The organism is Castellaniella sp. (assembly GCF_049651205.1).
In the GTDB taxonomy this organism is placed as follows: domain Bacteria; phylum Pseudomonadota; class Gammaproteobacteria; order Burkholderiales; family Burkholderiaceae_B; genus Castellaniella.
The window spans coordinates 15,190-27,564 of sequence record NZ_JBASBR010000009.1 but is presented as its reverse complement, the minus strand read 5'-3'; the positions used below and the strand labels follow the sequence as shown (position 1 = coordinate 27,564).

Genomic DNA, 12,375 nt, shown 5'->3' with positions numbered 1-12,375 from the left:
CAACGTCTCCATGAAGGTCAGCCTGATTGCGCCGATCGCCATGGAAGAAGGTCTGCGTTTTGCCATCCGCGAAGGTGGCCGTACCGTGGGCGCCGGCGTCGTTGCCAAAATCATCAAGTAATTGATGTACAATGGTGGGCTGGTCGCCCGCCACGCTTTTAAACGACGGTGCGGCAACGCACCATCGTTTTTAGGTCTAGGGGTATAGCTCAATTGGCAGAGCGTCGGTCTCCAAAACCGAAGGTTGAGGGTTCGATTCCTTCTGCCCCTGCCACCGATCACATCACCGCTCGCGCGGTGTCAAACGCCAAAATATGTCGCAACAGAACATCCAAACAGTCAACCGTGCCGCCGATCGTCTCAAACTCGGCCTGGCTGTGCTTATCCTCGCGGCTGGTATTGTGGCGTATTCGGTTCTCATCGACCAATCCGTATATGTCCGCGTAGGCGTATTTATCGCGGGCGTGGTCGTCGCCGCACTGATCGCAGGCTTCAGCGATACCGGCCGCCGCACGCTGGCCTTTGCCCGCGAAGCTTACAACGAGACGCGCCGCGTCGTCTGGCCCACACGCCAGGAAACCACGCGCATGACAGCGATTGTGTTCGCCTTTGTGGTTGCCATGGGAGCCCTGTTGTGGGTGGCTGACAAGCTGCTGGGCTGGATCATCTACGGTCTGCTGCTGGGCTGGAACTAAGGACAAAATTCCGCATGAACAAACGCTGGTATGTTGTCCATGTCTATTCTGGCATGGAAAAAAGCGTCCATAAGGCGCTGATCGAACGCATCGAACGCGCTGGGCTGCAAGAGGCCTTCGGCCGCATTCTGGTGCCTTCCGAAGAAGTCGTCGAGATCAAGGATGGCCGCAAGTCGATCTCCGAGCGCCGTATTTTCCCGGGCTATGTCCTGGTCGAGATGGATCTCACCGACGAAAGCTGGCATTTGGTCAAAAGCACCAACCGGGTAACCGGTTTCCTGGGCGGCTCCGGTAATCGCCCGGCACCCATCTCCGAGCGCGAGGTCGAGAAGATCCTCTCGCAAATGGAAGAAGGCGTCGAGAAACCCCGTCCCAAAGTGCTTTTCGAGGTTGGCGAGTCCGTTCGCGTCAAAGAAGGCCCGTTTGCCGACTTCAACGGCAATGTCGAAGAAGTCAACTACGAAAAAAGCAAGGTCCGTGTGTCGGTCACGATTTTTGGTCGTGCCACTCCGGTCGAGCTCGATTTCAGTCAGGTCGAGAAGGTCTGACGCTCTCCTCCCCGTGGCGTCTGCTTTTGGACTGTGCAGCTAGCAGTCCATGCGTCGGCACCACAGGGCGGCATTTTTAACCCCGGGGAGCCCTCCCTCAACAGGTGGGCGCTATTACCCGAAAGGAGTCTCACATGGCGAAAAAAATCGTCGGCTTCATCAAGCTGCAAGTGCCAGCTGGTAAGGCCAATCCATCCCCCCCGATTGGCCCGGCATTGGGTCAACGCGGTCTGAACATCATGGAATTCTGCAAGGCGTTCAACGCCAAGACGCAGGGCATGGAGCCCGGTCTGCCGATTCCGGTAGTGATCACTGCCTTTGCCGACAAGAGCTTCACGTTCATCATGAAGACTCCGCCGGCCACGATCCTGATCAAAAAGGCGGCTGGCATTCAAAAGGCTTCGGCCCGTCCCAACACCGAAAAAGTGGGTACGCTGACGCGCGCGCAGGCTGAAGAAATCGCCAAAACCAAAGAGCCGGATCTGACGGCTGCCGATCTTGACGCCGCGGTTCGCACCATCGCCGGTAGCGCTCGCAGCATGGGTATCGACGTTGAAGGGGTGGTCTAATCATGGCAAAGCTTAGCAAACGCGCTGCAGCAATCGCTGCCAAGATCGATCGCACCAAAATGTATCCCGTGGCCGACGCCCTGGCGCTGGTCAAAGACACCGCCACAGCCAAGTTCGATGAATCCATCGACGTTGCCGTGCAATTGGGTATCGACCCCAAAAAATCCGACCAGCTCGTTCGTGGTTCTGTCGTGCTGCCTGCCGGTACCGGTAAATCGGTGCGTGTTGCGGTGTTCGCCCAAGGCGAAAAAGCCGAAGCCGCCAAAGAAGCCGGTGCCGACATCGTTGGCCTGGACGACCTCGCTGCCAGCATCAAGGCCGGTAACATCGACTTCGACGTCGTGATTGCCTCGCCCGACACCATGCGTGTCGTGGGTGCCCTGGGTCAGGTGCTGGGCCCCCGTGGCCTGATGCCTAACCCCAAAGTTGGCACGGTTACCCCGGATGTCGTCACGGCCGTGAAAAACGCCAAGGCGGGCCAGGTTCAATACCGTACCGACAAAGCGGGCATCATCCACGCCACCATCGGCCGTGCGTCGTTTGATGTCGAAAAATTGCAGTCCAACCTCAGCGCCCTGATTGACGCCCTGAACAAGGCCCGCCCGACGGCAGCCAAGGGGATCTATCTGCGTAAGGTTGCCGTGTCTTCCACCATGGGTGGCGGGGCACGTGTCGAAATCGCCTCTTTGGCGGTCTAAGACAAAAAGAACTTTGGGCCGTGTCCGGCCATTGGGGTCGGACATCGCTGTCAAAGACCGCTGGAGCTCCAAGCCTGGCTGTTTTTAGGCAAAGAGCTTAATCCCGGGTTGTTTACCGGATCCAGCGTAGACGGCGCCCAGGAAGAATTCATCATGAACTCGACCAGGTGCGCCGCATTCGGTTGATGTACCGGGAAACCGGACATCGTTTGAAGGAGTGTTCAACCATGAGTCTCAATCGCCAAGAAAAGGCTGTGGTCATCGAAGAAGTTGCTGCCGAAGTCGGCCGCGCCCAATCGATCATCATTGCTGAGTATCGTGGTCTGGACGTCGCCTCTGTAACCGTATTGCGCAAAACTGCGCGTGAATCGGGTGTCTATCTGCGTGTTCTCAAAAACACGCTGGTGCGCCGTGCCTTGGCTGGCACGCCCTTCGAGGGCTTGTCGGCTCAACTCACCGGTCCGCTGATCTATGGGATCAGCACCGACCCGGTGTCGGCTGCCAAAGTTTTGGCCGATTTCGCGAAAACCAACGACAAACTGGTCATCACAGGTGGGGCATTGCCCAACAGCCTGCTGAGCCAGGATGGTGTCAAGGCTCTGGCCACGATGCCGTCGCGCGAGGAATTGCTGTCGAAGTTGTTGGGCACCATGCAGGCGCCCATCGCTCAGTTTGTGCGTACGCTCAACGAAGTACCCACCAAGTTCGTTCGCGGCCTCGCAGCTGTGCGCGATCAAAAAGAAGCCGCGTAAGCAGCTGCTGGATCACTTCGTCGTTACATGCGACAACCAAACCTGGCTTATTTAATTATCTGGAGTTCTAAAAATGGCAACTAAAGCTGAAATCCTGGACGCGATCGCCGCCATGAGCGTGCTCGAACTGTCCGAGCTGATCAAAGAAATGGAAGAGAAATTCGGCGTGTCCGCCGCTGCTGCCGCTGTGGCTGTGGCTGCTGCCCCCGCCGCTGGTGGTGCTGCTGCTGCTGAAGAGCAAACCGAGTTCACGGTTGTTCTGGCCGAAGTCGGCGCCAACAAAGTCAGCGTCATCAAGGCCGTTCGCGAAATCACCGGTCTGGGCTTGAAAGAAGCCAAAGACCTGGTTGATGGTGCACCGAAGCCCGTCAAGGAAGGCGTGGACAAGGCTGGCGCCGAAGAAGCCAAGAAGAAGCTGGAAGAAGCCGGCGCCAAGGTCGAACTCAAGTAAGACCTTGTTTGCCGCGCCCGGGAAGTCTCAAGCCTTCCCGGGCTTTTGCGTTTCCAGAAAACCTGGTTCTGTCTGGTTTTTACAACAGCCTGAGCCAGGCTTTCTGGAGTCGTAAACCATGGCCGTGGTTAACGGCCTAAGCAACCCTCGAGTCGGAGTGCTCATGCCTTATTCGTACACCGAAAAGAAGCGCATACGCAAAAGCTTCGCCAAGCGTGCAGACGTTCAGGACGTCCCGTATCTGCTGGCGACACAATTGCAATCGTTCAGGACCTTCCTGCAGTCGGATACTACATCCGCAAAACGCAAAGAAGAAGGTCTGCAAGCTGCCTTCAATTCGATATTTCCGATTGTCAGCCATAACCAGATGGCGCGTCTGGAATTTGTCAGCTATGTGCTGGGTACGCCAGTTTTTGATGTCAAGGAATGCCAGCTGCGTGGTCTTACCTACGCATCGCCGCTGCGCGCCAAGGTTCGTCTGGTCCTGATGGATCGCGAAGTCAGCAAGCCCACCGTCAAAGAAGTCAAAGAGCAAGAAGTCTACATGGGCGAGATCCCGCTCATGACAGACACAGGCTCTTTTGTGATCAATGGCACCGAGCGTGTGATTGTGTCGCAGTTGCACCGCTCGCCTGGCGTGTTCTTTGAGCACGACCGTGGCAAAACCCACAGCTCGGGCAAGCTGCTGTTTTCTGCCCGTGTGATTCCTTACCGCGGCTCGTGGCTTGATTTCGAATTCGATCCCAAGGACATCCTGTTCTTCCGGATTGACCGCCGTCGCAAGATGCCGGTCACCATTTTGCTGAAGGCTTTGGGCATGACGTCCGAAGCCATTCTGGCGTATTTCTCTCAATTCGATCACATCGCCCTGCACAACGAAGGCGGGATGCTCGAGTTTGTGCCAGAACGCTGGAAAGGCGAAGTGGCGCGTTTTGACATTGCTGACAAAAAAGGCAATGTGATTGTCGAAAAAGACAAACGCATCAACGCCAAACACCTGCGTGATCTCACCGCAGCCGGTGTCGATCACATCTCTGTGCCTGAGGATTACCTGCTGGGCCGTGTGCTGGCTAAAAACATCATCAGCCCGGACACCGGCGAAGTGCTGGCCCAGGCCAATGATGAGATCACCGAATCCCTGTTGGCCGAGATCCGTACCTCGGGTGTGCACGATATCGAAACCCTGTACATCAACGAGCTCAACGAGGGTGCGTATATCTCGCAAACCCTGCGCACTGATGAGACCGTCGATCAGATGGCTGCCCGCGTGGCCATCTATCGCATGATGCGCCCAGGCGAGCCGCCCACCGAAGAAGCCGTCGAAGCGCTGTTCCAGCGCCTGTTCTACTCTGAAGACACCTACGATCTGTCGCGCGTGGGCCGGATGAAGGTAAACAGCCGCCTGGGCCTGAACGAAGGCAACGAAGGTCCGCTGACACTCACCGACGACGATATTCTGCACACCATCAAGATCCTCGTGGATCTGCGCAATGGCCGTGGCCAGATCGATGACATCGATCACCTGGGCAATCGGCGGGTGCGTTGCGTGGGCGAACTGGCCGAGAACCAGTTCCGTGCCGGCCTGGTGCGGGTAGAGCGCGCAGTCAAAGAACGTCTGGGCCAGGCCGAGACTGAAAACCTGATGCCGCACGACTTGATCAATTCCAAGCCGATCTCTGCCGCCATCAAAGAGTTCTTTGGTTCCAGCCAGCTGTCGCAGTTTATGGACCAAACCAACCCGCTGTCCGAGATCACGCACAAGCGTCGCGTCTCGGCCCTGGGACCTGGCGGTCTTACCCGCGAACGTGCCGGCTTTGAGGTGCGCGACGTGCACCCAACCCACTATGGTCGCGTGTGCCCGATCGAAACACCTGAAGGCCCGAACATCGGTCTGATCAACTCGCTGGCCCTGTATGCCCGCCTGAACGAATACGGCTTCCTCGAAACACCGTATCGCAAGATCATCGATGGCCGTGTGTCCGACCAGATCGAGTATCTGTCTGCCATCGAAGAAAGCAAGTACGTCATCGCCCAGGCCAATGCGCATCTGGATGAAGAAGGCCGTTTCGTCGACGATCTCGTGGCTTGCCGCGAAGCCGGTGAAACCATGCTGACCGCACCGTCCAATGTGCACTACATGGATGTGGCGCCGTCACAGATCGTGTCGGTGGCAGCTTCGCTGATTCCGTTCCTCGAGCACGATGACGCCAACCGGGCCCTGATGGGTGCCAACATGCAGCGCCAGGCCGTGCCTTGCCTGCGTCCCGAAAAGCCCCTGGTGGGCACGGGTATCGAGCGCACCGTGGCGGTCGACTCCGGCACCACCGTGCAGGCCACCCGAGGCGGTATTGTTGATTTCGTCGACGCTGAGCGCGTCGTGATCCGCGTCAACGACGATGAAAACATCGCCGGCGAGGTGGGTGTCGATATCTACAACCTCAAGAAATACACGCGTTCCAACCAAAACACCAACATCAACCAGCGGCCCATCGTGTCGCGGGGCGATCTGGTGGCACGGGGCGATGTCCTGGCCGATGGCGCATCCAGTGATCTGGGCGAACTCGCCCTGGGTCAGAACATGCTGATCGCCTTCATGCCCTGGAACGGCTATAACTTCGAAGACTCGGTGTTGATTTCCGAGCGCATTGTGGCAGACGACCGCTACACGTCGATCCACATCGAAGAGCTGACCGTGGTGGCTCGCGATACCAAGTTGGGTGCCGAGGAAATCACTCGCGATATCTCCAACCTGGCGGAAACCCAGCTTAATCGTCTGGACGACTCCGGTATCGTGCACATTGGCGCAGAGGTTCGCGCTGATGACGTGCTGGTCGGCAAGGTAACGCCCAAGGGCGAAACCCAGCTTACCCCCGAAGAAAAGCTGCTGCGCGCCATCTTTGGCGAGAAAGCCTCTGATGTCAAAGACACGTCGCTGCGCGTGCCCTCGGGCATGGTCGGTACGGTCATTGATGTGCAGGTCTTTACCCGCGAAGGCATCGATCGCGACAAGCGTGCCCAGTCCATCATCGACGATGAGCTGCGCCGCTATCGCCAAGACCTCAACGATCAACTGCGCATCGTCGAAAACGATGCCTTTGATCGCCTGCGCAAGCAACTGCTGGGCAAAACCGCCAATGGCGGTCCGCGCAAGCTGGCCAAGGGCACCGAACTCGCCGCCGAGTACCTCGATGACGTGGATCGCTGGCAGTGGTTCGATATCCGTCTGGCCGATGAAGACGCGGCAGTGGCTCTCGAGCAGGTCAAGGACGCCCTCGAACAAAAGCGTCACCAGTTTGATCTGGCCTTTGAAGAAAAGCGCAAGAAGCTTACCCAGGGCGATGAGTTGCCCCCGGGTGTGCTGAAGATGATCAAGGTTTACCTGGCCGTCAAGCGCCGCCTGCAACCTGGCGACAAAATGGCCGGCCGTCACGGTAACAAGGGTGTGGTGTCACGCATCACTCCGATCGAAGACATGCCGCATATGGCTGATGGCACCCCGGTCGACATCGTTCTTAACCCGCTGGGCGTGCCCTCGCGGATGAACATTGGTCAGGTGCTTGAGGTTCACTTGGGTTGGGCCGCTCGCGGTCTGGGTCAACGCGTGGCCGACATGCTTGACCAGGAACGTGGCGTTCAGGTCAAGGCCGTGCGCAAGACTCTCGAAGGCATCTACAACGCCTGCGGTGGCGAGGTCAAACTCAGCACCCTGTCGGATGATGAGATTCTGACGATGGCCAACAATCTGCGTCGTGGTGTGCCGCTGGCCACCCCGGTGTTTGATGGTGCCACCGAAGAAGACATCACCCGCATGCTCGAGATTGCCTATCCGGACGACGTCGCCGAGCAGCTCAAGCTCACCAGCGGCCGTACGCAAGCCTGGCTGACCGATGGCCGCACAGGCGAGCAATTCGAACGCCCGGTGACTGTAGGCTACATGCACTTCCTCAAGCTGCACCACTTGGTGGATGACAAGATGCACGCGCGTTCCACCGGCCCGTACTCCCTGGTTACCCAGCAACCGCTGGGCGGCAAGGCACAGTTTGGTGGTCAGCGCTTCGGCGAGATGGAAGTCTGGGCACTCGAAGCCTACGGTGCCGCCTATACCCTGCAAGAAATGTTGACCGTGAAGTCTGACGATATCTCTGGCCGTACCAAGGTCTATGAGAACATCGTCAAGGGCGATCACGTGATTGATGCGGGCATGCCCGAATCCTTCAACGTGCTGGTCAAGGAAATTCGATCCTTGTCCCTGGACATGGATCTGGAGCGTAAATAATGAAAGCGCTACTCGATCTCTTCAAGCAAGTCTCTCAGGACGAGCAATTCGATGCCATCAAGATCGGCATCGCTTCGCCCGAAAAGATCCGCTCGTGGTCCTTTGGCGAGGTTCGCAAGCCTGAGACCATCAACTATCGTACGTTCAAACCCGAACGCGACGGTCTGTTCTGCGCCAAAATCTTTGGCCCGATCAAAGACTACGAATGCTTGTGCGGCAAGTACAAGCGCCTCAAGCACCGTGGTGTGATCTGCGAAAAATGCGGTGTCGAAGTCACCGTGGCCAAGGTGCGCCGCGAGCGCATGGGCCACATCGAGCTGGCCAGCCCGGTGGCGCACATCTGGTTCCTGAAGTCCCTGCCGTCGCGCCTGGGCATGGTTCTGGACATGACGCTGCGCGATATCGAACGCGTGCTGTACTTTGAAGCCTGGTGCGTAATCGAACCCGGCATGACACCGCTCAAGCGCGGTCAGATCATGTCCGACGACGATTACCTGGCCAAGACCGAAGAATACGGCGACGACTTCCATGCCCTGATGGGTGCGGAAGCCGTGCGCGAGCTGCTGCGCACGATCGACATCGACTCCGAAGTCGAGCGCCTGCGTGCCGAGCTCAAGGCAACCGGTTCGGATGCCAAGATCAAGAAGATCTCCAAGCGCCTCAAGGTACTTGAAGGCTTCCAGAAGTCCGGCATCAAGCCCGACTGGATGATCATGGAGGTGCTGCCGGTGTTGCCGCCGGATCTGCGCCCGTTGGTGCCGCTGGATGGCGGACGCTTCGCCACGTCCGATCTCAACGACCTCTATCGTCGCGTGATCAACCGCAACAACCGCCTCAAACGCCTGCTCGAGCTCAAGGCGCCGGACATCATCCTGCGCAACGAGAAGCGCATGCTGCAAGAGGCCGTTGATTCCCTGCTGGACAACGGCCGTCGCGGCAAAGCCATGACGGGCGCCAACAAACGCCAGCTCAAGTCCCTGGCCGACATGATCAAGGGCAAGAGCGGTCGTTTCCGTCAAAACCTGCTGGGCAAGCGTGTCGACTACTCCGGTCGTTCCGTCATTGTCGTGGGCCCGCAACTGCGTCTGCATCAGTGCGGTCTGCCCAAGCTGATGGCCCTCGAGCTCTTCAAGCCCTTCATCTTCAATCGTCTCGAGATGATGGGTCTGGCCACCACTATCAAGGCGGCCAAGAAGCTGGTTGAAAGCCAGGAGCCCGTGGTCTGGGATATCCTCGAAGAGGTGATTCGCGAGCACCCGGTGATGCTTAACCGCGCACCAACCCTGCACCGTCTGGGCATCCAGGCCTTCGAGCCGCAACTGATCGAAGGCAAGGCCATCCAGCTGCATCCGCTGGTGTGCGCGGCGTTTAACGCCGACTTCGACGGTGACCAGATGGCCGTACACGTGCCGCTGTCCCTCGAGGCGCAACTTGAGGCCCGCACGCTGATGCTGGCTTCCAACAACGTGCTCTTCCCGGCCAACGGCGAACCCGCCATTGTGCCGTCGCAAGATATCGTGCTGGGCCTGTACTATGCCAGCCGCGAGCGCATCAACGGCAAGGGCGAGGGCATGTTCCTGGCCGATCTGGCCGAGGTGCAGCGCGCCTACGACAACCACGAAGTCGAGCTGCAAACCCGGATCACCACCCGCATCCCCGAATACGCGAGGGGCGAGGATGGCGAATTGCAAGAACAGATCCACCGTCATCAAACCACGGTGGGCCGTGCGCTGCTGTCCGAGATTCTGCCTCAGGGGCTGCCGTTCTCGGTGCTTAACAAAGCACTGAAGAAAAAAGAAATCTCCAAGCTCATCAATATGTGCTATCGCCGCTGTGGCCTGCGCGCCACAGTGATCTTTGCCGACAAGCTGATGCAGTCCGGCTATCGCCTGGCCACCCGCGCGGGTGTGTCGATTGCGATGGGCGACATGATCGTGCCGGACGTCAAAGAGCAGATCCTGGCTCAGGCCTCCAGCGAAGTCAAAGAGATCGACCGCCAATACTCGTCGGGTCTGGTGACGTCGCAAGAGCGCTACAACAACGTGGTGGATATCTGGGGCAAGGCCGGTGATCGCGTCGGCAAGGCCATGATGGAGCAATTGTCCACCGAGCCCGTGCTGGATCGCCATGGCAAGGAAACGCGCCAGGAGTCCTTCAACTCCATCTACATGATGGCCGACTCCGGTGCCCGGGGTTCTGCCGCCCAGATCCGCCAGCTGGCGGGGATGCGTGGCCTGATGGCCAAGCCGGACGGCTCCATCATCGAAACCCCCATCACGGCCAACTTCCGTGAGGGCCTGAACGTGTTGCAGTACTTCATCTCCACCCACGGCGCCCGTAAGGGCCTGGCGGATACGGCGCTGAAGACGGCAAACTCGGGTTACCTCACGCGTCGTCTGGTCGACGTCACCCAGGATCTCGTCATCACCGAAGACGATTGCGGCACTTCGCACGGCTATGTCATGAAAGCCCTGCTTGAGGGCGGCGAAGTCGTCGAGGCGTTGGGTGATCGTGTGCTGGGTCGTGTGGCGGCCATTGATGTCGTTAATCCCGACACCCAGGAAACCGTGATCACCGCCGGCACATTGCTGGACGAGAACAAGGTCGAGCTCATCGAAGAGCTGGGGATCGACGAAGTCAAGATCCGTACGCCGCTTACCTGCGAAACCCGCCATGGGCTGTGTGCACATTGCTACGGGCGCGACCTCGGTCGTGGTTCCTTGGTCAACAAGGGCGAGGCCGTTGGTGTGATCGCTGCCCAGTCGATTGGCGAACCGGGCACGCAGCTCACCATGCGTACCTTCCACATTGGTGGTGCCGCCTCGCGTAATGCGCTGGCAAGCTCCGTCGAGACCAAATCCGCCGGTACGGTTGGCTTTGCGATTGGCCTGCGCTACCTTACCAACGCCAAGGGCGACCGCATTGCGGTGTCCCGCTCGGGCGAAATCGTGGTGTACGACGATAACCGTCGCGAACGCGAACGCCATAAAGTGCCGTACGGCGCCACCATCCTGGTGGGCGACAGCGATACCATCAAGGCCGGCACCAAGTTGGCCACCTGGGATCCGCTGACCCGACCCATCGTGTCCGAGTACACCGGGACGATCCGCTTTGCCAACGTCGAGGAAGGCGTTACGGTGGCCCGTCAGGTTGACGAAATCACCGGCTTGTCCACCTTGGTGGTGATCACGCCCAAAACCCGCGGCAGTGCCAAGGGTGCCGGTCGCCCGCAGATCTTGCTGCTGGATGAGCAGGGCCAGGAGATCAAGGTGGCGGGTACCGATCACGCCGTGGCGATCTCCCTGCCAGTGGGTGCGCTGATTACGGTGCGCGACGGACAGGCTGTGGGTGTGGGCGATTTCCTCGCACGGATTCCGCAAGAATCCCAAAAGACCCGCGATATTACCGGTGGTTTGCCGCGTGTGGCCGAGCTTTTCGAAGCCCGTTCACCCAAGGACGCCGGCGTGCTGGCCGAGGTAACCGGTACGGTTTCGTTTGGCAAGGACACCAAGGGCAAACAGCGCCTGGTGATCACCGATATGGACGGCGTGAGCCATGAGTTCCTGATCTCCAAAGAGAAGCAGGTGCTGGTGCACGATGGCCAGGTGGTCAACAAGGGCGAGCTCGTGGTAGACGGCCCGGCCGATCCGCACGACATCCTGCGCTTGCAGGGTATCGAGCCGCTGGCTTCGTACATCGTCAATGAAGTGCAGGACGTGTATCGTTTGCAAGGTGTGAAGATCAACGACAAGCACATCGAAGTCATCGTGCGTCAGATGCTGCGTCGTGTAAACATCACCAACCCGGGCGATACCGACTTCATCACCGGCGAACAAGTAGAACGCGCCGAGCTGCTGAACGCCAACGATCGCATGGATGCCGACGGCAAGTTGCCGGCAACATACGACAACGTGCTGCTGGGTATTACCAAGGCTTCCTTGTCTACCGATTCGTTCATCTCGGCGGCGTCCTTCCAGGAAACCACCCGGGTGCTGACCGAAGCGGCAATCATGGGCAAGCGCGACGACCTTCGCGGTTTGAAGGAAAACGTCATCGTGGGCCGTCTGATTCCCGCAGGTACCGGGATGTCCTATCACATCGCCCGCCACGACAGAGAGATCTTCGAGGCAGCCGAGCGTGCAGCCGCCCGCGAGTTGGCCAACCCGTTTGGCGACTCTTCCGAGGTTGCGCATGTCGGCTCGGATGATGCTGGTGCAGAGGCCCCTTCGTCAACAGACGGCGAGACACCGGCTGAAGACTAAGCCAGGCACTCAGGCTGGCTGAAACGCCGCTCCCGGGATTCCCCGGGGCGGCGTTTTTTTTCGTCTGTCGGGAGTACCGTCAACGCACCGCTGCCGCCCGTGCTCAAATGTTTGCTACGCTATG

The 12,375-nt window shown here is 58.9% G+C and carries 8 protein-coding genes, 1 tRNA gene and 1 pseudogene; all 10 read left to right on the top strand.

The features are described from left to right. A pseudogene (locus tag WA928_RS06665) lies at window positions 1-121 on the top strand (elongation factor Tu); the annotation flags it as partial. A gap of 77 nt (window positions 122-198) precedes the next feature. Beyond that, window positions 199-274: transfer RNA gene (locus WA928_RS06660), tRNA-Trp, on the top strand. A gap of 40 nt (window positions 275-314) precedes the next feature. Beyond that, window positions 315-695, top strand: coding sequence for a preprotein translocase subunit SecE (gene secE / locus WA928_RS06655; RefSeq protein ID WP_424301249.1), 381 nt, complete (start codon window positions 315-317; stop codon window positions 693-695). A gap of 14 nt (window positions 696-709) precedes the next feature. Further along, window positions 710-1,243, top strand: a complete 534-nt coding sequence (nusG, locus tag WA928_RS06650) for a transcription termination/antitermination protein NusG (RefSeq protein WP_350384005.1) — start codon at window positions 710-712, stop codon at window positions 1,241-1,243. 134 nt (window positions 1,244-1,377) lie between these two features. After that, window positions 1,378-1,812: a 50S ribosomal protein L11 gene (gene rplK / locus WA928_RS06645; protein WP_350384006.1), complete on the top strand. Its 435-nt coding sequence runs from the start codon at window positions 1,378-1,380 to the stop codon at window positions 1,810-1,812. Between the two features lie 2 nt (window positions 1,813-1,814). Next, a complete protein-coding gene (gene rplA, locus WA928_RS06640) occupies window positions 1,815-2,510 on the top strand; it encodes a 50S ribosomal protein L1 (RefSeq protein ID WP_350384007.1) in 696 nt (231 codons plus the stop codon). Window positions 2,511-2,737: 227 nt separating this feature from the next. Continuing rightward, window positions 2,738-3,262, top strand: a complete 525-nt coding sequence (gene rplJ / locus WA928_RS06635) for a 50S ribosomal protein L10 (RefSeq protein ID WP_350384008.1) — start codon at window positions 2,738-2,740, stop codon at window positions 3,260-3,262. Between the two features lie 73 nt (window positions 3,263-3,335). After that, window positions 3,336-3,713, top strand: coding sequence for a 50S ribosomal protein L7/L12 (gene rplL, locus WA928_RS06630; RefSeq protein ID WP_424301244.1), 378 nt, complete (start codon window positions 3,336-3,338; stop codon window positions 3,711-3,713). Window positions 3,714-3,876: 163 nt separating this feature from the next. Beyond that, window positions 3,877-7,989 (top strand): DNA-directed RNA polymerase subunit beta, encoded by a 4,113-nt coding sequence (rpoB, locus tag WA928_RS06625; protein ID WP_424301241.1) that lies wholly within the window; start codon window positions 3,877-3,879, stop codon window positions 7,987-7,989. Next, window positions 7,989-12,251 carry a DNA-directed RNA polymerase subunit beta' gene (rpoC, locus tag WA928_RS06620; protein ID WP_424301238.1) on the top strand — a complete coding sequence of 1,421 codons (4,263 nt, stop codon included), beginning with the start codon at window positions 7,989-7,991 and terminating at the stop codon, window positions 12,249-12,251. Before rpoB ends, rpoC begins: the two co-directional genes overlap by 1 nt. Window positions 12,252-12,375 lie beyond the last annotated feature (124 nt).

What these genes read in the sequence shown, in the direction of transcription:
- secE (WP_424301249.1), top strand. Translation starts at nt 315, where the DNA reads ATGTCGCAACAGAACATCCAAACAGTCAACCGTGCCGCCGATCGTCTC.
- rplL (WP_424301244.1), top strand. Translation starts at nt 3,336, where the DNA reads ATGGCAACTAAAGCTGAAATCCTGGACGCGATCGCCGCCATGAGCGTG.
- nusG (WP_350384005.1), top strand. Translation starts at nt 710, where the DNA reads ATGAACAAACGCTGGTATGTTGTCCATGTCTATTCTGGCATGGAAAAA.
- rpoB (WP_424301241.1), top strand. Translation starts at nt 3,877, where the DNA reads ATGCCTTATTCGTACACCGAAAAGAAGCGCATACGCAAAAGCTTCGCC.
- rplK (WP_350384006.1), top strand. Translation starts at nt 1,378, where the DNA reads ATGGCGAAAAAAATCGTCGGCTTCATCAAGCTGCAAGTGCCAGCTGGT.
- rplJ (WP_350384008.1), top strand. Translation starts at nt 2,738, where the DNA reads ATGAGTCTCAATCGCCAAGAAAAGGCTGTGGTCATCGAAGAAGTTGCT.
- rplA (WP_350384007.1), top strand. Translation starts at nt 1,815, where the DNA reads ATGGCAAAGCTTAGCAAACGCGCTGCAGCAATCGCTGCCAAGATCGAT.
- rpoC (WP_424301238.1), top strand. Translation starts at nt 7,989, where the DNA reads ATGAAAGCGCTACTCGATCTCTTCAAGCAAGTCTCTCAGGACGAGCAA.